At 55.6% G+C, this 24,983-nt stretch carries 14 protein-coding genes, 3 pseudogenes and 1 other annotated feature; of the genes and pseudogenes, 8 read left to right on the top strand and 9 right to left on the bottom strand.

Translation table 11 applies throughout. From position 1 onward, the window contains the following. Positions 1-436 precede the first annotated feature (436 nt). Positions 437-1,190, top strand: a pseudogene (locus B0G80_RS29255) (sulfite exporter TauE/SafE family protein). A gap of 55 nt (positions 1,191-1,245) precedes the next feature. Beyond that, positions 1,246-2,061 (top strand): TlpA disulfide reductase family protein, encoded by an 816-nt coding sequence (locus B0G80_RS29260; RefSeq protein WP_116121471.1) that lies wholly within the window; start codon positions 1,246-1,248, stop codon positions 2,059-2,061. An 877-nt stretch (positions 2,062-2,938) separates the two neighbouring features. Here the strand turns inward: B0G80_RS29260 and B0G80_RS29265 are convergent. After that, entirely contained in the window at positions 2,939-4,210 is a 1,272-nt protein-coding gene (locus B0G80_RS29265; RefSeq protein ID WP_116121472.1) for a condensation domain-containing protein, read from the bottom strand. Positions 4,211-5,155: 945 nt separating this feature from the next. Between B0G80_RS29265 and B0G80_RS47320 the strand changes: the two genes are divergently transcribed. The 3 genes from B0G80_RS47320 (at position 5,156) to B0G80_RS29285 (ending at position 8,563) form a co-directional block, all read left to right on the top strand. Then, entirely contained in the window at positions 5,156-5,398 is a 243-nt protein-coding gene (locus tag B0G80_RS47320) for a 2Fe-2S iron-sulfur cluster-binding protein (RefSeq protein WP_258879235.1), read from the top strand. A gap of 1,438 nt (positions 5,399-6,836) precedes the next feature. Next, the gene (locus tag B0G80_RS47325) at positions 6,837-6,944 is read left to right on the top strand and encodes an SDR family oxidoreductase (RefSeq protein ID WP_258879236.1); all 108 of its coding nucleotides are present in this window, start codon (positions 6,837-6,839) and stop codon (positions 6,942-6,944) included. Between the two features lie 476 nt (positions 6,945-7,420). Continuing rightward, positions 7,421-8,563, top strand: a complete 1,143-nt coding sequence (locus B0G80_RS29285; protein WP_116121474.1) for a patatin-like phospholipase family protein — start codon at positions 7,421-7,423, stop codon at positions 8,561-8,563. A 346-nt stretch (positions 8,564-8,909) separates the two neighbouring features. Here the strand turns inward: B0G80_RS29285 and B0G80_RS46125 are convergent, their stop codons facing one another. From B0G80_RS46125 to B0G80_RS29305, 4 genes and pseudogenes are all read right to left on the bottom strand, one after another. Further along, positions 8,910-9,140 carry a hypothetical protein gene (locus tag B0G80_RS46125; protein WP_181920093.1) on the bottom strand — a complete coding sequence of 77 codons (231 nt, stop codon included), beginning with the start codon at positions 9,138-9,140 and terminating at the stop codon, positions 8,910-8,912. 202 nt (positions 9,141-9,342) lie between these two features. Next, a pseudogene (locus B0G80_RS29295) lies at positions 9,343-10,335 on the bottom strand (IS481 family transposase). A gap of 139 nt (positions 10,336-10,474) precedes the next feature. Further along, the gene (locus B0G80_RS29300; protein ID WP_116121476.1) at positions 10,475-11,329 is read right to left on the bottom strand and encodes an H-NS family nucleoid-associated regulatory protein; all 855 of its coding nucleotides are present in this window, start codon (positions 11,327-11,329) and stop codon (positions 10,475-10,477) included. Positions 11,330-11,833: 504 nt separating this feature from the next. Beyond that, positions 11,834-12,939, bottom strand: a pseudogene (locus B0G80_RS29305) (IS30 family transposase). Between the two features lie 576 nt (positions 12,940-13,515). Between B0G80_RS29305 and B0G80_RS29310 the strand changes: the two are divergent. Next, positions 13,516-14,691, top strand: a complete 1,176-nt coding sequence (locus B0G80_RS29310) for a porin (protein ID WP_116121477.1) — start codon at positions 13,516-13,518, stop codon at positions 14,689-14,691. Positions 14,692-14,775: 84 nt separating this feature from the next. Next, positions 14,776-14,912 (bottom strand) — a sequence feature (23S ribosomal RNA rRNA prediction is too short). A 579-nt stretch (positions 14,913-15,491) separates the two neighbouring features. Then, complete coding sequence (locus tag B0G80_RS29315; protein ID WP_258879070.1) at positions 15,492-15,962, top strand: hypothetical protein; 471 nt, start codon at positions 15,492-15,494, stop codon at positions 15,960-15,962. A gap of 713 nt (positions 15,963-16,675) precedes the next feature. Here B0G80_RS29315 and B0G80_RS29320 read toward each other — a convergent pair. Further along, positions 16,676-19,429 carry a hypothetical protein gene (locus tag B0G80_RS29320; protein WP_147309939.1) on the bottom strand — a complete coding sequence of 918 codons (2,754 nt, stop codon included), beginning with the start codon at positions 19,427-19,429 and terminating at the stop codon, positions 16,676-16,678. Positions 19,430-20,218: 789 nt separating this feature from the next. Here B0G80_RS29320 and B0G80_RS45460 point away from each other — a divergent pair. Beyond that, positions 20,219-20,467, top strand: coding sequence for a hypothetical protein (locus B0G80_RS45460; protein WP_147309940.1), 249 nt, complete (start codon positions 20,219-20,221; stop codon positions 20,465-20,467). Between the two features lie 1,649 nt (positions 20,468-22,116). Here B0G80_RS45460 and B0G80_RS29325 read toward each other — a convergent pair. The 3 genes from B0G80_RS29325 to B0G80_RS46130 all read right to left on the bottom strand — a co-directional run bounded on the left by B0G80_RS29325 (position 22,117) and on the right by B0G80_RS46130 (position 24,176). Then, positions 22,117-22,647: an HAD domain-containing protein gene (locus B0G80_RS29325; protein ID WP_116121480.1), complete on the bottom strand. Its 531-nt coding sequence runs from the start codon at positions 22,645-22,647 to the stop codon at positions 22,117-22,119. 330 nt (positions 22,648-22,977) lie between these two features. Continuing rightward, on the bottom strand, positions 22,978-23,190 hold the full coding sequence (locus B0G80_RS45465) for a BPSL0761 family protein (protein ID WP_147309941.1): 213 nt from the start codon (positions 23,188-23,190) through the stop codon (positions 22,978-22,980). A gap of 53 nt (positions 23,191-23,243) precedes the next feature. Further along, a complete protein-coding gene (locus B0G80_RS46130; RefSeq protein WP_181920094.1) occupies positions 23,244-24,176 on the bottom strand; it encodes a hypothetical protein in 933 nt (310 codons plus the stop codon). Positions 24,177-24,983 lie beyond the last annotated feature (807 nt).

The raw sequence follows: 24,983 nt of genomic DNA on the forward strand, positions 1-24,983 counted from the left end.
ATTTATCGTGCTATGCAACAAGACCGACCGCGCCTCATGGCGCAAGCTTCCATTAAAGTACGGCATAAATGGATGTCTGTTGGCTTGTCTTCATACGTGATTGCTGGCTCCGCGCGCTTATCAACGCGAATTCATAGCTGCGATGCGGATCCGGTCAAAAGCACAGGCACATAGAAGCGAACTACTATTTGCCTCGCACGCATTCCAATGGCACTTGTGCATGATCCTGGCTCGAAGTCGGCCGGGTCATCGACAGAAAGTAGAGCTATACCTAGCGCAACTCAGCAAGCGGTTAGGTTTCCCAAGCGGCCTTGGCTGGGTAACCTATCGAACCGAGATTAGTGCTTCGAACGTCTGCATCTTCATGCGGTAGTGCTGCGCGAATGCACCGAGATTTCGCAAACTACGCCAATTGCCTGACCCGCTTGGAGGCCTCATGCAGACCAAATTCATTCTGTTGGCGGGCCTTTGGGCCGGCCTGCAGAACGCACTGGCCGGCGGCGGCACGTTCGTCGCCTTGCCAGCGCTAATCCTCTCTGGGATGAGTCCGATTGCCGCCAACATCACTTCCACTGTAGCGTTATTTCCGGGGCAGGTAGCCTCGGGACTAGCTGGTCGTCGCCTGGTAACAGGTGCGGATCGACTTTCTTTCAAGACCTTGTTTGCAGTCAGTGTTCTCGGAGGTGCCCTCGGCGGCTTACTGCTGCTTCAAACGCCTAGCGCAATATTTGCGCGCATGGTGCCTTGGCTCGTTCTGTTCGCCACGGCAGTCTTTTCATGGGGCAGCTTTCTCAAGACGTCAGGCGGATCTGCCAAACATCTCGGACCCATCAAAGCCACCATTGGTCTGTTCGTGATAGCTGTTCGTGATAGCTGTTTATGGCGGATATTTTGGTGGCGGCATCGGCTTTCTGATGATGGCCACATTGACGATGGCCGGTTTGTCAGTCCGAAATGCTAGCGCGGCAAAAAATGCGCTTGCAGGCGTCATGAATGCGTCGGCAGTGGTGCTATTTTTGACTTCTCCACAACTTCATTGGCACGAGGCGCTCGCTCTGGGCTCGAGCGCAACCGTTGGGGGCTTACTGGGCTCGTGGGCGCTTCATCGAGTGAACGAAAAGGCGCTCCGCGTTATAGTTGTTTTCATCGGAGGAGCGCTAACAGTCGGCCTGTTCCTAAGGCCGATTTGACTCAAATGGACTAACAGCTACCCTGCGCTTCGCGATACCGACCCAAAACGTCCCCATGAATGCCGAACTGTTTCCATTTCCCGTAGCACCATTGATCCTATTTTGCAGCATCATTACATCGCTGACTGCGGGTTGGCTCTATGGTAGACGTCGTGTTAGCGTCGATACACCGATATTGGTCAGCGTAGCTGTTGGGCTGTTGTCTGCACGAATCTCCTTCGTCATGAGGTATTTGCCCGCTTATCGGAAAGATTTCTTGACGGTTCTAGACATCAGAGACCTCGGCTTTGACCTGATCCCGGGAATTGTCGCCGGAGGTTGTCTCATGCTCTGGTATTTCGCGCGCCAACGTTCGTTTCGAGGCCCCCTACTCGTCGCGATAGTTGCGGGGGCGACGGTATGGATCGCGGCATCCGCAGTCACGACCATATCTAAACCGCCCCAATCAGTTCCTGCAGTTTCTCTGCTGGACGTAAATGGCGAACGTGAGCCCGTTGCCGGAAGGGACGGGCACCCCACAGTGTTGAACTTGTGGGCGACGTGGTGCGCTCCTTGTCAGGCTGAGATGCCACTATTGGCTGAAGCACAGGCGAGCCATCAAGACATCAATATCGTGTTTGTGAACCAAGGTGAGACGCACGATCGCGTTTTTGACTATCTCGATTCGCACGGTTTGCAAGTCAAGCATGTTCTGCTTGACCCAGGTCTCGTCATATCGAGAGCCATTTCCGTGAGCGGTTACCCGACTACCCTCTTCTACGACTCAAAAGGTAATCTGTTGGGAAGACATGTAGGACCATTCTCGCGCGCAACCTTCGCGGATGCTATCAATCAATTTTATTCACGGACGGAAACGAGGTCCATTCCTTGACGGAAGTGTCAATGGTTGAACCACGGGCGAGCCACGCACGGTAGACCCAAAAAATAAGCTGCAAGACTCGTGACCGTCACCGTGTATACCTAATGCCGTCCATTTAGTGAGGGATAACGTCGAACGAGTTCCCTTAAACGCAGGTGTAACCGGAGCCCCGACGGTGCTAACCTCCTCCGTCATGAGTACCCGGGATCTAAATGTCTCCAGAACAGCTAGAGGTGCAGTCGGATCCTACTGATTGCACGAATATGTTCCATTAGCCTGGATCGGCAGTGCCGTACGAGCAACTGGGACAGTATGCATTTAACGTAGCGGCCGCCTACCGGTGGGCGTCTGGTTAGTCATAGCGCTCACACTATATCGACCTCAGTCCGGGTGAGACGTTGTTGACGAGCTTGGCATCGCGTTGCCCTGACCGGACCGCGCGTTCATTAGTAAAAGCGCAATCACCCAAGCTCGTCAACGCATTGAACCGCACAAGTCGAACGGCTCCTTTTAGACTCTACAAAAAAATCAGATCGCAAAGGGCGCCGATCAAGCCTCGTTTCAGGAATTAAGCTTGTCGCCATTGATGGCACCGGTCTGCGTACCGCAAAAAAAATCAACGCAATCGAAACTATTTCGGTTCTCAAGTGAGCGGGGGTGGCCGGATCGGCGCTTACCAGCAGGTCCGAGCGGTGGCATCTATGTCAATTCAAACGTCTGCTATCCGAAACCGAGTCAGGTCCGTACGGCACGAACAAGCTGCTCACTGCCCTTCAGCTTGTACCCCGCATTCGTGACCGTTCGATTACCGCGTTTCTTAAGGGTTTCATGTCGGCTCAGGTCCTCTGCTTACGGCTAAGAGGCTTCATCGGAATTCGCCGAGCACCATCTAGTCGGCCGAGGACTCGACAAGTGCATCTGTCAATATTCTAACGGCCTCGTCCAGCAGCCCTTCAAGGGGCTTGTAACTCGTATGCACGAGCCGAAGTATATTTCCTAGGGTTGCCACACCTATGGCCTGCTCCCGGTCAAGTCCCAAAGACACAGAAGGCCCCCAGATCGCCCTCAGAGTCAACGCACCATAATTTGTCGGAATCGACAAATCTCCGAGATTGCTGAGCAGGATGTCCCAATTAAAACTGTTCGTCATAAGATCAGCGATCGCAAACGCGGGCGGATTTGAAGCGATGGCAGCTTCCAGACCGCCGACGGACCTCAGTAATCGTTCGGGCGCGCGCTCTTCGCGCAAAATTTCAGTGAACTCCCTCGCTAGTCGCCAGAACGTTGAATCGCCGGATTTTAAGCTTGTGATCACTGCGGCAAGGAAAACTCCGATTGCTTCCCCGTCTCTAACAAACTCGGGTCGCATGCTTACAGGCGAGAACAGCTGTATTGGCATTGCATCGCTGGCTCCCTCCATATTTCGGCTGGCAAGCGAGAATGCTGCGCCCAGCACAGCGTGGATAGTCACCCTCTCCCCATGCGCACGTCGGATCAATTGAGCGAGGAAAGTTCTCCCCAGCGCATGTGTCTGAACCTTTGGAGGGGGGCCGTCTACCGGACGGAGATTGACCTGCTTTCGCTGCGGGATGCGCTCACTATCGACGGAATAGTCTTTAGGCAACGAGGCTAAGCGGTCTCCCAATCGAGTTTCCAAAGGCTCGGAGAGTGTTGCTCGCCTGACTGGTTGTTTTGTCAAGGCGTCAAGGATTTCACGAATCAGATAGACAACGGACATCCCATCCGCGACAGCATGGTGAGCAACCACAATCAACGTCGCCATTGACTCCCTACGCTCAAGCACAAACCGGACAAGTGGTGCGGTCGATCGAGCAAATGATGACTGTAGCTCACGTGTCACCTCTAGCTCCCATCGCCAATCGGCTTCCTCGACGATGCGCAAAGCGTTCACGGGTTTTTGCAACGGTTGGAAAAACGGTAGTCCGTCGGCATTCACCTCAATGCTTGACCGTAGTATGGAGTGCATATCTCTAACCGTATCAATGGCACGCCTCCACTGATCCAGCGATGTTACTCCCGCTATTTCCGCTACCATAGCGAAGTGCGTCGGCCGGTTTTGGTCCGCAAGCCAAAAAAAGTGCTCCAATGCGCCTAAACGGCGCGAGGGTGGCAAGGCAACGCTCGCTGAAAGTGTTTCCATGAAAATTTTCTCGAAGATTGGACGCTGTTTATGCGGCGTGGCTACGCTGCTAGCATCCTGCGTGTGGATCCCTCGCCGAACAAAAACGACGTTTTGTCGGAGGTTCGATCAAACGGTATCGAAGGCGCATCCTGCATAACACAGGTAACCGAGCTTCGACCAATAATTGAATGTACGTCTGACCGCTAATCTTGCGAATGCTCAGGCGACTCAAATACATGTTTAAACGTATCAGCAGCCTGCCTGATCAACCCAGTCCGGAGGGCCAAGATCGGTGTAGAGAGTTCGGTAATCCGTTCGTTTTACTTTGAGCCGGTAGACGGCGCGGGTCTGATCCGACACGCAGTGGGCCAACATTTGCCAATTCGCCTTACGCCGCCCGGATGCACTGAACCAGTGATCCGAACCTACACATTCGCGACGGCTTCGGCGGACGGCCTGCACAGGATAAGCGTCAAGCGCCAAGGGCCCGTTTCCGCCATTTACACGCAACGCTCGGGATAGGGAGTGTCATTGAGACGCGGGCACCGGCGGGCCAGTTCACTGTCGACGCCGCCCAGCGCCGTCCGGCGGTGCTGCTGGCAGCAGGCGTCGGGTTCGTCCGGCGTCGTTCTCTCGTACTGCACGTTCGCTAGCCGAGGGGCCCTCACGAAAGAAATCGACCAACTGGCGGCCGCCGCCAACGGCGAAGTGCGCGTGGTGCGCTTGCTGACTGATAGCAAGGGCACAGAAATGATTAAGGATTTCAGTGTTGCTGGCCGGCTCGACGTTGCGCTTCTGGGCGAGACATTGCCGTTTAATGACTACGGTTTTCTATCTATGTGGACCGGGGGGTTCATGCAGTCGTTGTATGACGACCTTCTCAAGCTAAACATCGCCGACAACAGGAGTCACGCCGACGCTTTAGGTCCAGCAGGATTGCGTCGTGAGACGGGGGCGCGAGCGATGTGGACCCTATGCATTTGCCGGCAGACCGACCGACGCCGGTCGCGTTCGTTAAGTTCGACAAGGAAGCACGGTGGAACCCCTGGGGCCGGTTCGTTGCTGTATCTTGCCGAGTCACGCGGCGTGGCCCCGGAATTCGGTTGTCGCGGTGACAGTTGTGGGACCTGCCGCACTCGCATCGTCGAAGGCTGTGGCGTACCCGGTCGTGCCGGAGTTCAGGGTGGCGACTGGAGAGGCACTTAGGCGGCTATTGCTCGGTGTTCGTCGCCGTGCATTCTCGACAGTGGTCGTTCTTAACCGGTAGCACCGTTGCAGAAGGTGACAGATAATTCTACTTAGAACCTTCTTATGCTTAGACTAAGGAGTACAGAATGCCTATAATTTCAATGATTCAACCAGACCAAGCAAACGGCGCGGCAGCAGATATCTTCGGAAAAATCAAGAAATCGTGGGTGAGGTTTCGAACGTATATCTCACAGGCGACACACATAAACCGAGGCACTAAGCGCGTCCTTTCGGCAGACGATATTGTCAGCCTAAGCGCGTTAAATGACAGGGCCACGGAGCCATTAACCTTGGTGAGCGAGGCGGTTGGATGTGACTACTGCGTGGCTGCACATACTGGAATCGGAAAGATGGGGGGCCTGTCAGAAGACGCGACCCGGAAAATCCGCGCGGCCCAACCATCTGGCAACGTCAAACGAGACGCGCCTGCGCACCTTGTGCGAAATTTGGTTCTTATACACGGACGGTCAGAGACGAAGAGCTCTCCGCGATGATTGACGCAGGCTACACGCAAGCCGAGTTGGTGGATATCGCTGTTTCTAGGAAGGCAGCCATAAAAGACGACCCCACGACGCTATTCTACGACGCAAACGGAAATCTGTTGGCGGAACGCTTGGGCCCGCTGTCTCGCGCTACCCTTGCGGTAGCATCAAGAATCTTTCAGAAAGTGAAAGAAGGTCAATGATCTGCGAATCACGGGGCTCCAGATGCTAGGAATCATCTATGGCGGACGGTATGCGCGGGTCTTAGAGAAGACGGAACGACTGAAGGCTTCTTTTCGCTCCGAGCACCGCCTTCCTTGGTGACGTGCGACGAGCACGTCCAATTCAACAAAAGGAGTTTAAATGAGCAAGACACTTTCGGGAAAAGTAGCACTGGTCACAGGCGGGTCCTTGACCTTGGCGCTGCGACGGTCTCAGCGCTAGCAGAAAGCGGCGCCGACGTCGCAATCAGCTACGTAGCATCCGAGGAAAAAGCAGCTGCTGTGTTCGAAAGCCTCGAGAAAAAGCGCGTACGAGCTGCTGCTATACGCGCAGATCAAGGCGACTCCTCGATTGCCGATTCCGCAGTCCGCAGTCCGGCAGGTCGTAGACGCGTTTGGCAGACTCGACATCCTCGTCAACAACGCGGCAATCGCCCTGCAGGGAAAGACCATCGACGATCCCCGAAATTGACAACGCCGCAATGGATAGGCAATGGTCAATCAACACAGCAGGTGTGACCGCAAACATCCGGGCCGCCGCACGAATTCTGCCGGAAGGTGGGCGGATCATATCGGTCGGTCCACGCAACATTACAGTAAACGTTGGCAGGCGGGCATTATGGACACGGACATGGCAGCAGGATCGAAAGACAATTTGCGCCGATCATCATGGACTCCCATGCCATCCGTCGGATGGCTAAGGTCGAAGAAGTCGCCGCTGCGATTGTGTTTCTGGCAGGACCTGATGCCGGGTACATCACTGGCTCCGTTCTCGACGTAAACGGTGGCTATGTAGCATAGGCGGTCGACCGTGCACGAATTTCAACTGACACAATAATGCCCGCCTAAACAGCTGGCTGCAGTTCCAGTCCGCACATGTGCACACCTCAGCTTGCAGGCGATGTTCCCATGATATTCCATCAGATTGGGAAGAGCACTCCGATGAACGACCGTGCCCGTGGGAAGAATGCATAGGTATGGTTCAACCCATGGCGGTCTGTGCATGCGTCCGGCAGTGCGCGCCCGGTCTAGGTCTCGAGTCTGGCAACTCACGTGCACCAGGCTAACGCGCCCAGGATCTCGGCCGTCTCTGCTGGATACTCGGCGTCAGCACCAAGCACAAAGCGGCAACTCCGGTAGCGCGAGCACCTCATCTAGCGACGACGACTTGTACACCGGTCAACAGGCCGCTAGCAAGCCACGGAGAAGCATTCGCTGCGCGTCCACAGTAGACGTGGCAAAATCCGATTAGCCCCCAACCGCCTGGGAGATGCGATATGGCTGAAACTCCGCAGAGTCAATGCGACGCTCCAGTGGTTGGCCAATCTAACGCTGCGATTGGCATTCCAGGGCAGGTCGTTCTTGTTTTCCAAGGTGGCGGCGCGCTTGGCGCTTATCAGGCCGGCGTCTATGAGGCGCTTCATGACGCCACGGTCGAACCGGACTGGGTGATAGGAACATCTATCGGCGCCATAAACGGCGCGATAATCGCGGGGAACTCACCCGAGAACCGGTTGCCGCGTTTAAGGAAGTTCTGGGAGGGCGTCGCACATCAACAGTCCCCAATGGCGGCATGGTTGCCAGGTTTAGCCAACTGGTTACGCGACCTAGAAGTTATCACGCAAGGCGTCCCCTCATTTTTTTTGCCACGCCCGGAAGCGTGGGCTGGAATTGGCACGCGCCTCGGCACCGATCAAGCCGCGTTTTACTCGACTGGGCCCTTGCGGGAGACCTTATGCTCGCTCATCAACTTCGAATACTTGAATCGGAAGAAGACCCGGCTAACTGTTGGTACAGTCGCCGTCGGCAGCGGACGTATGCGCTACTTCACCAATCGCGACGACGCCATCCATATTCAGCACATAATGGCATCCACGGCGTTCCCTCCCGGTTTCCCATCTGTACGGCTTGAAGGAGAGTCGTACTGGGACGGAGGCATTTATTCGAATACACCGCTCGAAGCGGTTCTTGACGACCGTCCTAGACGGGATTCAGTGATATTTGCAGTGCAGTTATGGCCATCAAATGGCCCAGAACCGCAATCCATTTTGCAGGTGATGGGCCGCCAGCGTGACATTCAGTACTCTAGCCGCTCGGAAAGCCATCTCGAGCGCCAGAAACAAATTCACAGACTGCGTCACGTCATACGCGAACTTGGACAATACATTCCCGACGCTAAGCGCGACTCACCGGAGGTTCAAAAACTGCTCGACTGGGGATGCGGCACGACCATGCAAGTATTGGAACTTGATGCACCCGCTTTCGGCGATGACGATCTGAACAAGGATATTGATTTCTCGGCGACGGGAATTGAGCGACGCTGGACTGCCGGATATGATGATACCAAGCATATGCTGGAGCGAGCGCCATGGACGGATATACCGGATCCGATGGAGGGCATTGCAATCTATCGGATCTAGCAACATGGGTAGGGTTAGCGGGGAATCCTCACATAATCACCTGGCAAGGCTGGAGCGGCTACCCCTTCGGTCCACAAATGGCGTCCCAATTCCGTCTGTTTTCCTCCAACTATCTCGCCGATATTCCAGAGATCATCGATCTGTCGAAAGCGATCAAGGCCCCATGCCCTGCGATTGACTGCGTGCTCAAGGGCGAAGGCGAACCAAAGGTCCCACCCTCACCGTGCCGAATTCCTGCTAGACGCTCCCTTCAGCTGCCGGTACGACCGGTTCGGAGCGACCTCAGTGGCCACACAATTGCATTCTTTGCAGCGGCATGCCGGCTGATTACTTTTCTTGTCACCTGCTATTTCTCACGAGGCGCACCGCCGGCGGTCGTCAACGCCTTTGCCGCAATAGTCCCCTTCGGTGGAGCTGCTTTTTTTCTGGCCGCCTTTCTCGGCGTAGCTTTTTGGGCCACGCCCTTCTTCGCCGCTACCTTTTTCGCCCCTACCTTCTTCGCCGCGAGTCGCGCCGAACCAAGCTGGCGCACGACCTCGTCCGCTCCAAGTAGCCCGGATTCTAGATCGCGGTACATGGCGGGCTGCGGCCCTTCGGTTGTCCTTCGCGAGCACCGGTGGGAAAAGTCCTTCCAGCTTTCTCAATTGCATTCTTTGCCTTGCCTGTAGCTCTTTCGCCTCTCGCAGTCACTGTGTCAGATGCGATCATGAACTTAGTTCGGTGTATTAGCCTAGGCCGGACCTGACAGGTAGTCGGGGAAGTGAATTAAGGAAGGTGATTCAGTGAGGAATCAGTTTCTCCCTGGCGAGTTCGAGTGAGTCGAGGAAGGTACGCATGGGCGTCTTGCCATAACACCATCGGCCTTGATGTTCGCGTTCATTGATGTACTGGTCAAGCCATAAGTCGAGATCGGTCTGCAAGGCGGCGATCGAGTCGTAGATCTTCCTGCGGAAGGCGATGCGATAGAACTCGTTGAGCATGGTCTTGTGAAGCCGCTCGACAATGCCGTTGGTCTGTGGAGAACGAGCTTTGGTGCGGGTGTGATCGATGTTTTCCACGGCCAGATACAGCTCGTATTCATGGTGCTCCGGGTTGCCGCAATACTCGGTACCCCGGTCGGTCAGCAGCCGTGCGAGCGGGATGCCGTAGCTGTCGAAGAACGGTAAGACGCGATCGTTGAGCAGGTCGGCTGCGGGCAGCGGTCTCTTGCGGTCGTAGAGTTTGGCGGATGCCACCTTCGAGTAGGTATCGACGAAGGTCTGCTGGTAGACGCGACCCACGGCCCTTGAGCGTGCCGACGTAAAAGATGTCTTGGGCGCCGCAGTAGCTCGGACATTCGGATTCGAATTCGCCATGCGTTTCCTTTTCCAGCTTGGCCCTCCCCAACGCGGTGAGTTGCGATTCGGTCAGCACCAGCCCCTCCTGGGCGGACTTCGCTTCTAGCGCCTTTAGACGCTTGTTCATCGAGACACTGAGGGGTTGGCGTTTGAGCACCTCGTTGGCGATACGGATCTGGCCGTAAGCGGGCAGTTCCAAGGCCAGTTCGATCACCGCCGCCTCCACCTGAGGATCCACGCGGTTCTTCAGCAGTGGGCAGTGGTGAGAAATTTCCTGCAGGGCCGCTTCGCCGCCCTTGTCGTACAGTTCCCTGAAGCGGTAGAAGCTGTCGCGGGAATAGCCGACTACCGGCAGGCCTGACTGACATTGCCCAGTTGCCGCGCCAGTTCGGGCATGCCGAACTTGGCGCGGATGACTTTCTGTTCCTGAGTCATGGTGGACTCCTTGCGGTTCGCCGCGCGCGTTGTCGCTTCGGACTACGTCCTCCGCGCCCACGCGCAACAGCACGAGAAACCGACCACTGTCAGATTTAGTCTAGGCTATTGCACCTTATACGTCCTAACACTCCTTGCTTCAGGAAGCGACGTCCGTTCGGGGCGCTTTTGCCACCGATGCGACCTCGGAAGCCGTTGCTACTTCCTTATCTTCGACGGAGTTCCTTGTCGAGCCCTTCTTGACAGCAGCAGTCTTTCTGGCAGGCGCTTTCGCACCTTTCGTGGCTGATGCCTTCGAGATTGCGGACTTCTTCGCGGCAACCTTTTTCGCAACGGCCTTTTTCGTCGCTACCTTCGCGCGCACCTCTTTTGCCGCCACCAAAGCCTGCGGCTGGGCCGCCGCTGTCGCGTCGCCTTCTTCGACTGCCGCCACGCCGGCATCAGTTATCAGGAACTTCGCGCGATTAGTGCCCAACCAGGCTGGCGCCCTGCCGCGTCCGCTCCACGTCGCCCCCGACTTCGGATCGCGATACATGGCAGGCTGTGGTCCCTTCAGTTGCCCTTTCCTGGCAATAGGTCGAGTAGCGACTGCCGATTTCCTGGTTTCAGACTTCTTCGCGCCTTTCGCGCTACTGACTTTGGCATCAGTATCATGTGCGATCAGGAATCGGGTTCGGTCTTTAGCATCAGCAATCCATGCCGGCGCCCGACCGTGACCGCTCCAGGTTGCCCCTGTCTTGGGATGCCGGTACTTCGCGTCGCCTTTAGCTTTTACTTCCGTGGCAACGCGTTGTTTACCCCCAGTGCCGGTTGCCAGGCGTTTGCCTCCTCGCCCCGGCTTTGCATTTGCTTCTATGTCAGCGGTGGTCAATCCGTGTTCAAGCATCAAGGCGCGAATCCGGTCGACAGCGGTCTGTGCTTTTTTCGCGAGCAGAACCTCCGCTTGAGCCTGGAGCTTTCGCAGTTTCGCCTGAATCTGTTCTAACGTTGCCATTACACCTCCTCTTTTTTATAGCAATCGAACTATGCCATATCTCTCGTTCTTTCCGTAGATCTGACAGGGCTTAAAATTGGCGTCAGGATGCCGCTATAGTAGATATGTCGAAAGTCCATCAAAGTGGGTGCACGGGCGATCCGCCGCCGTCTGGAAGATTTGTCATCATTTGTGCCTGAAATCAAATTCTAATGCGGCAGCAACAAACAGTGTCCGTCCGAAGTCGTCGTTCTCAAACATTTGGTCGGCTGGCTAACGGCCAACAATACGCAGCGGTCATTACGGTGCGGGAAGTCGTGCCTGTTATAGACACGCCTGCCATCAAAAATCGAGCTACGGATTTACTGGTCCGTGTCAGCGGTCGCCAACGCTCTATATTGCGAGGCTTTGGTCGACGCCTCGCTAAAGCGTCGCCCATCGTTCTGATTTCCATCGCTGTTGCACTGCCGTTTTGGCACCCTCGGTTGTGGAAGTCTGACGCAAGCGCCGCTCCGACAGGCGGATTCAACCGGTCGATGCAATAGTTTGCTGGAACCGTTCGGCAGGCGTTTCGTAGCCTGCGAATACACTGACAGCTCGGTGCCTTCAGGGAAGTACTGCCGCAACAGCCCGTTTGTGTTTTCGTTCGATCCACGCTGCCATGGATGCTGGGGGTCGCAGAAGTAGACCTGGATATCAGTGGCGACGGTGAAGCGTTTGTGCCCGGCCGTCTCTGTTCCCCGATCCCATGTCAGCGATTTATAGAGTTCCTGGGCAACTTGCTGGCATGTCTGATGAGTGCATTAATGACCGTTTCGCTATCCTTGCAGGGGATCCTGACCAGCATGACATAGCGTGTCCGACGCTCGACAAGCTTTGCTATCTGGCTGCTTCCGCTGCCGTACAGCAGATCACCTTCCCAATGCCCGGGCACCGCGCGGTCTTCAACACTCGCGGGGCGTTCGCTGATTTATACGGTGTCCCGAATCCTGCCTGATCGTCCGTCTTCTGAGTGTGATGGCGCGACCGGCGCATGGCACGGGTACGCCGTAAATGCACCAGCAACTCCTTCTTCAGGGCACCACGGGCCTAGATGAAGAGACTGCGATAGATCGTCTCGTGAGACACGTGGTGGTCCTCGTCATCTGGATACGCCCGCCTGAGCCATCCGGCAATCTGCTGCGGTGACCACTGTAACTGGAGCTTACCTGCAACCATCTGGGCCAGCATCCGGTGCTCAACCAGCTTACAGACTTTGGGACGCTGTGCCCGATCCCAGGCAAGCTGATCGGCGTAGGTCGCCCGGTAACCGCCTGGTCCGCTGTTACGTTTGATCTCCCGACAGATATGGTGGCGGGCGCTCGCGAAAGTCGTTTTGCAATTGACTGGATCGAATCGTCAGCCACAAGCCCTCGCGAGATCTCTTCGCGCTCCACCAGCGTCAACGCCAATCCCGAGCGGTGCCTTTGTGGCGGCTGGATCCCGCCTGTCTCAGCCAGAATCCCCTGAACCGACGAGTGGTTACGATCGAAGAGCTGGGCGATCTTCTGCAGAGATTCGCCGTTGCGCCAACGTTCCCACATCAGCGCTTTCTGCGTTTCACTGTAATAAATCCGGCGTCTTTGCTTCATTTGCAACACTCCTGCTGCTTGCGCAGTCTTCAGTGTGTTGCATCGACGGGTTGAATCCGCCGGGTACTACGGCCGTTCGTCCTTTCATGGCCCGCGTCATCTACCGAGGCGAGGTTTCATACCGGAAGGCTCGTGGCCGTTCCTCAATGGCCGGTTTCCCGCAGCGCGGATATGAACGTGTCGTCATAATTCGTGTTTTGCCGCAGTCAGGGGCAGCCGTTGCAAGGACATCGCCACCCGTCACCAAACAGAGCGAGTCAGCGCTAGCCGCCCAGGAGTCTACTAAAGTGAACATCGGCGCGCAGCGCCGGGCCAGTGCTTCCCCCGTACGTCGAACGTTAATGCGCAGTTGCTGTGAGCCCTTCGCTTCTGTGCGCATTCGCTTCGCCATATTGCCGGTTCAACGTCGCCGAACCAGACGATTTGCACATACCTGTTCCCGGCACTGCAAATAAACAACACTCCGTAACTTATATTTGTGCCTCAATGAAATGACACGCTACGCTCCCTTCACGGTCTTATTTTCGAACGTTGAAAAACTTCCCCAGTCAGCTTACTAATTACTGTGGATTGCTAATGAAAAAGATACTTATTTCCAGCGCCACTGGCGCGCTTTTCGCTGCTGCGGCGTCGTCGGCATTCGCACAAAGCTCGGTCACACTGTACGGCATCATCGATGAAGCCATCCGGTATCAGACGAATGCTGGCCCGGGCGGCAATGACCAGGTCGCCATGACGTCCGGCCCGGAAACCCACAGCCGTTGGGGCTTGAGGGGCAGTGAGGATCTGGGGGACGGCTGGTCCGCACTCTTCCGCCTTGAGAACGGCTTCGAAGCCTTTAATGGGCAACTACATGTCCCTGGCACACTGTTCAGCCGGCAAGCTTTCGTGGGGCTGTCGAATAAAACGTGGGGCTCGCTGACCTTTGGCAGGCAATATGCGCCGGCCTACGACACCCTGGGCGATATCTTCGACCCGCTGACCGTTGGCAACTATTGGCAAAACAGCTGGATGTATAACGGCATCGGCCCTTACCTCGAAGTCAACAACTCGGTCAAGTACAAGGGCAGCTTCGATGGCCTGGATGTCAATGCCCTTTACGGCTTTGGCAACCAGCCGGGCGCGGTCGGTCTCGGCGCCACCTATGCCGTAGAACTGACGTACACATACGGCCCTGCCATGCTCAACGCAGGCTTCCAGCAGGTCTCCGTTCCGACATCTGCGACTGGCTCTTCGGTTGGCACCAGTGTCGGCAGCTCAATCAATGGCGCCAAGACCAACTTCCTGCACATCAGCGGCGCGTTTCAGGTCACCCACGACATCCGCCTCCTGGCCGGCTGGCTGCGGGGGCAGGATCAGACTGGTTTGACCGACAGCTACATGCAGCAATCCGGCGCGCCGACACTGAAGGGTGGCAGCCCCAACCGTATCGACGACACCTATTACGTCGGTGCGAACTGGCACGCCATGCCTGCGCTGCTGTTTACGTTCGCCTACTACTACGGGCAGACGCGCAATGCTGAACTGCTCGACGGCACGCTCGGCAGGGGAGTGAACCAATCGGCTACCGTTCTCGCCGAATACTCGTTCACGAAGCGCACGGAAGTCTACGGAATCACGGACTTCGCACGCGGCACAGGCGCCTTCTCCGCCGACTACCCGGGCGGGGTCAACGGCCAGGGCGTTCCGACCAACACCGTTGGCCGAACCAATCAGGTCGGCGTAGCAATCGGACTTCGCACGATGTTCTAAAGACGCGTTCATATCCTCAGACGCGGACCCCGCGTCTGCTGCACGGGCCAGCGCAACAGCGTCGGCCCGCGCGCCCTTTCTCGATGAGGCGAGTTCCCCGCTTCGATGCTTTCAGCGGTTATCTCTTGCGAACCTGGCTACCCGACGATGCCACTGGCGTGACACCCCGTATACTAGAGGTTTGTCCACTCCGTTCGTCTTGTACCAGCGTGTTGCGCTCCGACGGTCCGCTGCCGAGTGATAGCTGACGTTCGAGTGTCCATGCGCAAGCCATGGTGAACCGCTCTAGTTGGCCGAACCTTGTCGATCGTCTTGCAATCGAACGGCTCTTGCCCTGAGCGGCGACAGGCGGACTCGTTGCCGCCGTTCGGCCCAATGCCGCCGCCCCGTCCGCTTAAGAAGTAAAGCAGCGTCAAACTTTTGATGGCCCCCTCCCATGGTGGGTGGACGAGTGCGAGGGTTCGGCCCGATCTGTCAAGATGGGCGTCACCCGATCGAAGCGTTTGTGGCAAAAATGCACACCGGATTTTTTGCGCTGAATACTTTCGCAAACGATTGCTTATACTCTGTGCACCTCTTTCTCCGAGGCGCTTCGTATGCGGCAGGAATGGCTTGAATATCTCCAGCGACTTAGCTGGAACGCTCCGATAACTTTGGCGCTAGCGTCAGCGGCAGTCGGCTCTGTCGTAACGCTAGCGTGGATTTCGGCGCGGGATGCCCGGGAGTGCAGGCGTCAGCGACGCTACACTGCACTGGAGTTGGCGTTATCGCTGGAAAGCTACGCTCGAACCTGTCGGACAATGATGCATAAGGCCGTTTGGGCGGCAGCGGAGCCGGTCGGCCCTATCAGCCGCGAAGCCAGCAAGGGCGTGTCCCTCCCTGCTTTTGCCTATCCGGACAAGCTGCAGTGGCACGTCCTGAGCCGCCGAGTTATCTCCGAGCTGCGTGAGTACCCGGCTACAGTGCACGCTGCCCGAGAGTACGTGGAGGCATTTCGGGAGTTCGGCGAGCCGACGGACCTTTGCGGTCAGGTCGAATACGAATGTGCGAAAGCCGCGATGTCAGCACTAGCGCTGGCTAGGACCACGCGCCGCCGGCACGGCGCCGCGACGTGGAAACCGGGTGCCAAAGATTCAGCCATGGAGCGAGAACTGTCCGACCTCATCGCGACCGCTGAAGAAAAGCGCAAGGCGTCGCTCCAGCGTCGAGCGGAATCCACGCTTGGTCGGCGAGCTGACGCACAGCCGTTCAAACAACCGCTAAGCGCCTGAAACTTAGACGAGACAAAGGGATTATCAATCTCAATCTATCAGGCGCCTCGCGACCCTCAACACCCTGTGGTACTCACGAGAGGTTAACGCCAGCTTCCAGGGTGTCCATGTCTTTCGGAATGACGACAAGTCCGGTCGGCCTGAGCCGACGTTCGTGTATCGACGCTGGTATGCCCGCTCACTGCTGCAGACCGGTCGTTCGCCGAAAACAACCGCGAACGGCTGCTATGGTCTTCGATGGATGCGTACTTTCGACCCACTCCGGCCAGACAGCTTTCTCCAAACCCGTCAGTCAGATGAATTCAGATTTTGCTGACTGGAATTTCACTGAGCGGCCGTTGGCGACCCCACCAAATCGGCCATAAGTAGACGATGGCGGCCTTCGCCTGACCGGCCGATGTATGCCAACGAACAGCCATTTTTTCTTGGCTACATCGAGGTCGGTTCGGCCGAGCACTTGTCGGCCTGCCCATTTCTCGCTATGCGCTCCACAACCTATTGCCGCCCATGAACGGGGCGAACGCCGAGAATGCCTTAGTTCCTATCACGCTGGCGAATTCTGATGTTATGTGTTTGGAAACGCATGAACACCGCCCCTAGGTATTCCAAGCTCCTCCTTGAGGCGAGCGCGAATGAGCGCTGGTACGTAAGACATCTCAGCATCCGGAAAATCCCTAGCGAGCTTACCGAGTTCGAGCGCGCCACACCAGCTCTTAGCGCTTTGAGCGCAGTCTCACGTCTAGCAGGGCGCGGCGAACGTCGAGATCGCGCAGAGTTCTGGCTAAAGAAGCTGGTAATCGGGAGCAACTCTTCAAATCATAATCTTCAACGTTTCCAGCTGCAATTGCCACTACTTCGACCTCCTGTCCCTTTGCTTTTACTTTCACTTTCCGGGTCTTCACATCTTTGATCCTGTTGACAATGCCCATCAGGTCGCCTGCAGCAAGAAGCGATTTGATTTCGGTGCTCTTCAAAAGGCCGTTTGGCTTTGAAGAATCAAAGAGTTCGACCTTTGAAGGTATCGCCGCGAAACATCCGCCTCGTCCTATCCGCTCCAAAAACTCCCACGCAAAAGCCGATCGATCGACCGATTCGACAGCCGACGAGAGCTTCGGCAAATGATTGTTCGTGAATTCGCGAAAGGTCCAATTCCCGAAGTCATTGCGTCTCACAGCCAAAATTCTCTGGCTAATTGCAAGGGCCTGTGTAGGATCATCCCACGCCTGACCAGGCGGCGGCGCAAACTGAGATCTCTCTTGTCTTAGCGAATCTATAAACACTTGGAATTGATGGGCAAGATCCGCGCTGGCATCGGTAGTAGTCGCCGATGCCTTCGAAACAAAATTTTGGCAGCGCTCATTTTTCGTGAAGGTATAGAAATTTTTTGCCAACCCTTGTCCCGATAGGTCGCGAACAATGTCAATGGTGGGTTGATATCTTCCACACGCGGTAACAGTCGATACGACTCCGTTGGGTCCGGAAGTGGTGGTCTCCGTGTTCGTGTCAGTCCTATGCGGGGTTAAGCCGGTGACGCCGAGGTCGGCACCCGCAAAATAGCCCAGTATATGTTCGAGGTCAGGGTGTCGTGGCGTTTGTGAACCAATTTCAGTAAAAAGCGATATCTTGCTGTTACATAAGTTATTATCGGCAGAACCCGTCCCGTTAAAACACCATATCGGCAAACCCAAACCCTTCAAAGCTTGGCTATTCGCCTCAGCATACGCAAAATACGACGGCTCAACCTCGCGAAGAGCTGCCTCTAGATCATCGAGGGACTTAAGATAGGGTTGGGTAGTGTACTTCCCGCTAGTATCAGAATCGGCCTCGTACGCCACATCGAAAACACGCTTCAATCTTTCCGCTTCATCTAAAAAGCTTCTCAGAATAGACTTCTCGTTGTCATACGGCATCTCAGGAATTCGGTCTCGAAGCTCAATAAATGCGCTTACTCCGTCCGCAAGAGCATCAGGATGAGGCAAATTGGCAAAATCACTCGCCTGTAAATCTTTTACTTTGAAATTCGATAGATTCGAAAAAATCCCCACGCGCGAGAATATTTGCGGGGTCACTCCCAAAAAATCATATACATCCGGGAGTCCTTTCAGTGTGCTTAACGTCCCGGAGTCAAAGTTAAAGTCCGCATAGTTAAAGGCTTTGTCTTTCGAGGTTTCCAGTGCATATATTTGTGACTGACTCAAACAGTTGGAAGCTTGGACTCCCATATTGGAATCTTGTTTATCCACGAATTCCCTGCCAGAGGGTGCATTCTGACAGGCTACTTGCGCGGCCTTAAAAGGCTGTGCCAAAAGCGCAATGTGATCATTCCTCATATTTCGGAATTCGTCCCCTATTTGTCGATCTAAGGCATCAATGCGATTCACAACCGCTGCGGTCGATTCAGATTGACCTTGCTTGAGTTCCTGTATTCCGGAGATTACAAGAATGATATTATCATTTGCCACGTCCAGCTTATTGTTGATAACCGTAAGCTGATCGCTTATTTGAGACAAAAATGAGATGATCTGTTTGTGATGTACTGCGCTGACATCAGGAGACTTATCGAACAAGCCTGCAACCGCGAAGGCGGCTTGTACAATATTTCCGGTCGCGGCGAGGGATAGACCCTTGTCCGTGATCGTGGCCACAGCAACCGCAATATCTATAGATGCATTACCTCCGACGTCGACTATCCGTGCTCCCTCTGGGTCGCTAATGCCTATCAATTTCGAGGCGATGTAAATGCCCGCGCGACCCTCCGCGATATCGGCATCGCGTCGCTCTTTGGCTCTTTTTATGTCGGCTTCGTTTGTTAGACGGTCAACCTGTTCATTTAGAGTGTCGATTCGTTTATAGCCATTATCAATCTTCTCGCTCACAGCGTGAAATGCGGCGTCGCTAGATCCGAACTCCTGCTGGATAAACGATTTTAACGATTCGTTTGACGAGAGGATTGCCCTCTTATCGCTATCACTCTTCATGATTAGACGTTCCGCAATGGCATTCATCGCGGTTCCGGGTGCACCGTTCAAAAGCGTCTTGATGTCGGCATTCGGGGCCGGAATGGTACCCGATTTTATCTCTTTTTCAAGTACATTTCTATAGCCAAGCTCTCTGTCCGTCAACTCATCTTTGCGTTTGCCCAAGATATCGAACGTTTTTTCGCCAAGATGGTAAAACGCGCTTGGATCTTCGTTATAGTATTCCCGTAGTTTGTTTATAGTCTGAGGCCGCCCTGGAATGCTGTCCCGCAAGTAGTCAAAGCCAAGAGGCACCTTCTTTCCTGGGAAAACGTCTTCCGCTAGTCTCTGTGGTAGATTAATCAGATATTCGTCAAAAGCTCGGTTCCTAGTCGCAACCCGGTAGTCGCGTTCGGCCTCGCTCAAGAACAGCAATTTTTCTGGTTTAGATTTTATTTTCTCGACGAAGTTCGATACCCATAGAGTGCGTCGGACGTCGTCATTCGCCATCGCATAGTTCGAAAAGACGTATGCGAAGAAAATTACGGTTGTAAGTATCGTTCTTTGCATTTGCGTTTCACCGTCGGGCTCAATGAATACGTTTGCAATACATTCCATTGCTGACAATTATTCGGCAGATGAATTGAGTTTTCACGACGCTCGGAACTGCATCAAAGTCTAGTTCAAAGTCACCAAGTTTTGTTGCAACACCACGATTCCTCCTTAAGGCGCATCGGCCTCATTGGGAGCCTTACCTCGGCTTAGGCTCACGAGAAGTGTTGAAACCAAGCACGGACCTACACCGGCAGCCGAACGCGTCTGAGCGACACGCGAGCCGTTTCACTGGTCTAGCAGTGCCGGTGTACGCTCAGACGGATGTGCGTCGGCGGCGGTAGAGATACATTCTTGGTAGGCTCGCATGGCAGGTCACGTAGGTATTTGAATCCGCCACGTTTACCCGTATTAGTCGTCTGCTATCGGCTGGCATATCAAAGGTAATGGCCGGCCGACGCCGCGCGGCAGCGCTCATTGCTCCTTGTTACAGCATGTGCCCTGGAACCGGTCATTTTCCTGACGCCGGGTCAACGGAACTCGCCTCAGAGCCCTTTCTTCCGACGACCGTTACCGGTCTGCCCCCGTTATGTGCCCGAACTCTACGGCCTTTCTGCCCGTGGCACAACGTAACTGAGCACCAGGCAACAACAGCAGGTCAGCTCTTCGCTATACAGAGCGTCAGGGTTTCTGCAGTACTGCCCCTTCTTGCTATCATGATGTCCACACGGTCGAGGGAGGATGCGTATGGGAAATTTGAAACCGGATGAGCGCCAGCAAAACCTAATCGATGCCGCCCTCGCGTCACATCGAGAGGTGCAGTCGCGCGGTAGGTATGCACCCGACCGGCTCGTCGAGAAGTGGAGCAACGAAAGTGGCATCCGTGCACTGGAAGGCCCTCCTCAACCGCTGCGCCACCCTATCCTGAGTCTGGGCGTCCTGCACTCCATTGAACATCTGATGAGCGACGCAATAAAGCGCATTACCGGTCATTAAACTCTGAAATTTTTCTAGACAGGGCCGTCTGATGACAACCTTTTTGTGTCTTCTGCCCTTGGAACTCAAACAATAACGGCCTGCCATGGTCGCTCCGTTGTCACGCGCGAAGCACTGGGCTCAGCGACTCAAAATCGTTGAGCATGTGATCAACGCCGGGAGGTTTGATTGCTTGCCAGTGCGATCACCTTGCGTGCGACTTCTACAACATCGTCGGTTCTGTCAACGCGTACCGATGGCAACTCAGCCCGAGGATAGTCGGGGGTCACTAATCCAGTTCGTGCGAGCCCATTTTTGACAACGATATCGAGGCGCACCTCCTGCGTGGCGCCGAGCTCCCCTGCCACGGACCGCGAGATTAGAACTGTTACAGCAGTTGCCCTGGGATATGGACCATCCGGCCGCACATTTCCAGCAGATTCCAATGCGTCGAGTGCGCGGCGCCAGACAGAAATACGAGGATCAATTTCGGTGACGGCCGTGCACGCGAGTGGGAGAACACGATTGCCGGCGACGTATCTGCCGACCAGCACTTCAACAAGTGTACGAGACCATTCTGAAGCCCATCCGCGAGCCTTTACGAGCAATCTTTTGTAGCCCGCATCCGTACACATCGCTTCGAGCGGAGTTACTCCACCCAGGGCGGCGTTGCGGGCAGTCAGGAAATGTAACCGGCAGTGTGGCTCTGCGGGCCACAGGATCCGACAGACTGTAGCGAGGCGTCGACGGTTGTGCCTCGGATCGGCAAGCAAGGCAGGATAGTACTGCTGTCCGTCGACCTCGACCGAAAAGATGCTTCCGCTTGTCAGAAGGCGCGAGAGTTGTCCAGCGCGGATAGGCCGTCGCCGGCAAAATCCCTCTTCGGTCAAAAGCTCGCCGTCCCGTATCATCTGTCGGCGCGCCATGAGAGATTGGCGCCGCAGCCTGTTAAAGAACGTCCGTTGTGCTTGAGACACCACCATCAGCCTCGAGTGGAATTCATCGGCGCTCACATAGCCTTCGTGGCGTTCGGTAACTGATTACGCAGCCACCCGTGAAACGGCTGAGTCTCCGCAACCGTCTCCTCCGGGACTGACGGCAAACCTTACGACATATTCGCTGGGGTTATGCGAAGTCTTCCCGGATAGGAATGAGCCATAGTCTTCATAGCAGGTACCGGAAGATCGGCGCCCCCGCGCCTGACCTTCGTTCCTCCCGAGGACACATAGAAAATCAGTGGGTAAGCCCGATATAGCGGGACACTGTTTCCGTTCCGACGGGTTGTCAGTTGCGACCGTAGGCGGCCTGCTTGCATGCATTGTTGAATCATCAGGATGTTTCGTACGGCCTACCCTGGTCCAGTCCAGTTTCCCAAGTCCAATACTCGTCGGCGGCAATTACGTCGCCCAGTGGCGCACCATCTGATGCATCCGCGTGAGGCGGGAAAATCAGCACCATCGCATCCGGATCAAGGGTCCGCCAGCGCTCCAGCAAGTCTCTCACTTTCACTGGCTTTCTCCGGATGGGCTGTACAAATGATGGCAACGGTGGTCAGCGACAGCGCATAAAAACGGCAAACATCCGGTCCACATCGCCCGCTTTTTTCAGATCAGCGGGAGGTACCTCGGGAAACCCATCCTCACAAAGGTGAGTATTTCCAGAAGGACTGTTCAGCGCTCGCCGAATTGTTCCGCAAGTCGACGCAGCAGCAGCCCCCGCGTTTCGCGATTGCCTAGCCCTAAGTGCTCCTCGCATTTCACGACGTGCTCCTCGAGTCCATCGAGGCCGTCGATGCAATCGTCAACCGCTAACCATCGTTTCAGGCGATGTACTCGAACATATCGCAAGATCTGGATTCCACGCCCAATTGTCGACCATGCCAGCGCGTCAGCGTACTTGGAATGGTAGGTCGCTCCGCGAACCCTCCGTTGGAGCGAAGTCGGGAGACATTCTTTGGCGCGGTCAAATCCGACGACAGACACCCACGATGTTGAGAGGACGATTTCCAAATCGGGGTACGGCGCCAGTAATTCATCGACAAGCGGTGCGAACTCAAAGAGTCGGATTTGTTTCGGGTCACTGCTTACGATGCCTCGTCGCGTACGATACGATGGCCCACGGTGGATCGTTCCATCGTAGTCCAAGAAGAGAACCTGGCGTTCCCGGCCTCCGTCCACCGGGCCATTCGTGTTTGCATTCATGTTGGTGTGTCCAACTCAAACGGTCCGTTTTCACTGAAAGAATGCTTCCGCTTGCCAGAAAGCGCGACAGTCGACCCACGTCGAATGGGACGCCGCGACGAAATGCATTGGGCCTGGAAAACCATCATCAGATTTCCTCAGTGCAAGATCTCGTTGTTGGCGGCAGCGCCATCATCGTCGTCTATAACCGCCCCTACTCAAAGATCATTTCACGCTCGTTCTCCGTGACCGGTCAGGCAGTGAGGCAACGAAAGTTTTACAGGCGCTACAACAACAATAGCGAGCTCCCCAGCGCGTCCTGTAAACGAGATGGGCATTCCATGCACGAAATCATTCGTACCATTTCGCATCGGGGTCGGCCCAGACGTCCGGTAATATGCGCGCCGACACTTGCAAATGGTATTTCTCAGGAAAGTGTCGAAGGACAGAACGCGCCCGATCGCGCAGGCGCTCCAGGTCTGCTCCGTCGCTCGCACGCGCGAGTTCGTCCAGCAACTGTCGTGCGACCACAACTGAAAGCGTACGCTCGTAGGGAATCGTCACAGTCGCTTCTCCGCGTTACCGTTTTTGGCCCGCGCTTGAGTAGGCAAGGTTACTCATTCGACGGACTCCGGAAGATCTCGCTTGCCTCCTGGCCCGGGACTGTGCCCATCCCACTCGGGCAAGAACCGCATTACGGCTTCCCACAGGCCATCATTCAGCCCGATGCGGAGAGGGCCGAGATCAATGCGCGGTTGACCGCTCACAACAGCGCTGACATGCGTCCCGTCGTCATCCGACAGCATGTCAAACCTGGCGATCGGTTCCTTTATTTCCGTCTCCGCACTGAGCGGGTAAATACAGACGGTCATCAGCGGCTTCAAAAGGCTGACACCGTCAATCGGCTGTTCATGCGAAGCACGTCGTTCCAGCAGGATACGCACAGCAGCGAGGATCTGTTGAACGGAATCCTGGTGGGGGGCGCCGTCATGACGCACCCATCCGGCACCAGTGATTTCAGAAATCAGCGGCATCGGAATATCAGGCCCCACGTATTCGCCCTCATGCGCCGTCGCACGGAAGTGAAAAAAACCAACTGTCATTGCACTATCCGAGGCACCCATTTCTACCTGATTGCTGCTCGTCGTGCCGGATCCATAAAAACCCTTCGCTCGCACCGAACCGTCGTCCGCAGGCTCACCATCCGGGTCAGAAACTGACTCACTCAGGGGGTATGCCTCCCTCCAGTCTGGTACGAGAGAAGGAGTAATATCGGTCCACTGCGCAATTCCCCACCCTCTCGCAGCCCGACCCCAGACGTATTCGGCGTCGCGATCACGACCGGCGCGACCAACAAGACGATAGATACTGCCGCTGGCTGTCGTGCCCGTGCGCGTCTTCGGGTCAAATGACATGATAGGCGTGCTCACCCGCCCGTCATGATGCGCAAGATCGAAACCCACGAAATGCCGCGTTCCGCAGTCGGCCTCCCGAATCGACCAACGCTCCAGACTCACCTCCTCACCGCCTGTCAGGGAATAAAGTGACATGCCACTGTCCTTACTGGAGCGTGCGAGTACACATCCACCATGAAAAATGGGTCGAACTCAACGTCCTCATAGTCTTCAGCATGAGCACCGCTCCTACCTGGTCGCCCCCTCGGATTACATACAACGCGGCATTTCCCGATTCGATAGTCGGCAGACCAATGCACATGACCGTGAACCCACAAATCAGCGCGTATTACGAGCAACTCCAGGTTCGACGCGCTTGCTGGCACGAACGCATGCTGCCGATGTTTTGGCAAAACCGAGATCGCACTCGGCAGGCGATGAGTTGCAACGACCGTTTGGTCGTCGAACGGCGCATCGAGCCGCTCCCGCAGCCATAACAACGTCTCCCGCTGATGCGAAATTGCGTCCTCGGGCCGAAATAGCTTCCCACCCCTGCCTTGCCGAACCTTCCTGTAGTCCCGACGCTATTCGCCGAGCATTCTCAAGGGAAGCCGCAAAGCGCAGTGGAAACTGGAGGTAGTCAGTCCACGTGCATGCTCCCAAAAATTCACGCCTCCGAGGAAAGAAAATGTATCATATAAGCCGTATCTTTTAAAAGGCCTAAATTCAAAATAATCTTTTGAACGAAGCCACTCCGCTCATGCCCGCGCGAACGGCACGCCGCCGGCAAATAGCAGACCCGCATCGCGTGGCCCACGACCGGGTCCCCATCGTGCTTCATCAATCGCTTACGTCGCCCGGATCCGGCCGCCCGGAGCCCTGGAATTGCTCTCTTGAGATTCAGCGCAAGGCACCGCAGCGATGGTGGAACCTACGTCAACACCCAACGACTCGCTCCAATCG

The sequence above is a fragment of the Paraburkholderia sp. BL6669N2 genome, from assembly GCF_003387275.1.
Lineage (GTDB): Bacteria > Pseudomonadota > Gammaproteobacteria > Burkholderiales > Burkholderiaceae > Paraburkholderia.

Excerpts from the sequence above, each read along its gene's own strand:
- B0G80_RS29265 (WP_116121472.1), bottom strand. The coding sequence starts at position 4,210 with ATGGAAACACTTTCAGCGAGCGTTGCCTTGCCACCCTCGCGCCGTTTA.
- B0G80_RS47325 (WP_258879236.1), top strand. The coding sequence starts at position 6,837 with ATGGCTAAGGTCGAAGAAGTCGCCGCTGCGATTGTGTTTCTGGCAGGA.
- B0G80_RS29320 (WP_147309939.1), bottom strand. The coding sequence starts at position 19,429 with ATGGCGAATGACGACGTCCGACGCACTCTATGGGTATCGAACTTCGTC.
- B0G80_RS46130 (WP_181920094.1), bottom strand. The coding sequence starts at position 24,176 with ATGTCACTTTATTCCCTGACAGGCGGTGAGGAGGTGAGTCTGGAGCGT.
- B0G80_RS29260 (WP_116121471.1), top strand. The coding sequence starts at position 1,246 with ATGAATGCCGAACTGTTTCCATTTCCCGTAGCACCATTGATCCTATTT.
- B0G80_RS29285 (WP_116121474.1), top strand. The coding sequence starts at position 7,421 with ATGGCTGAAACTCCGCAGAGTCAATGCGACGCTCCAGTGGTTGGCCAA.
- B0G80_RS45460 (WP_147309940.1), top strand. The coding sequence starts at position 20,219 with ATGGGAAATTTGAAACCGGATGAGCGCCAGCAAAACCTAATCGATGCC.
- B0G80_RS29315 (WP_258879070.1), top strand. The coding sequence starts at position 15,492 with ATGATGCATAAGGCCGTTTGGGCGGCAGCGGAGCCGGTCGGCCCTATC.
- B0G80_RS29310 (WP_116121477.1), top strand. The coding sequence starts at position 13,516 with ATGAAAAAGATACTTATTTCCAGCGCCACTGGCGCGCTTTTCGCTGCT.
- B0G80_RS29300 (WP_116121476.1), bottom strand. The coding sequence starts at position 11,329 with ATGGCAACGTTAGAACAGATTCAGGCGAAACTGCGAAAGCTCCAGGCT.
- B0G80_RS47320 (WP_258879235.1), top strand. The coding sequence starts at position 5,156 with ATGTGGACCCTATGCATTTGCCGGCAGACCGACCGACGCCGGTCGCGT.
- B0G80_RS29325 (WP_116121480.1), bottom strand. The coding sequence starts at position 22,647 with ATGAATGCAAACACGAATGGCCCGGTGGACGGAGGCCGGGAACGCCAG.
- B0G80_RS46125 (WP_181920093.1), bottom strand. The coding sequence starts at position 9,140 with ATGTACCGCGATCTAGAATCCGGGCTACTTGGAGCGGACGAGGTCGTG.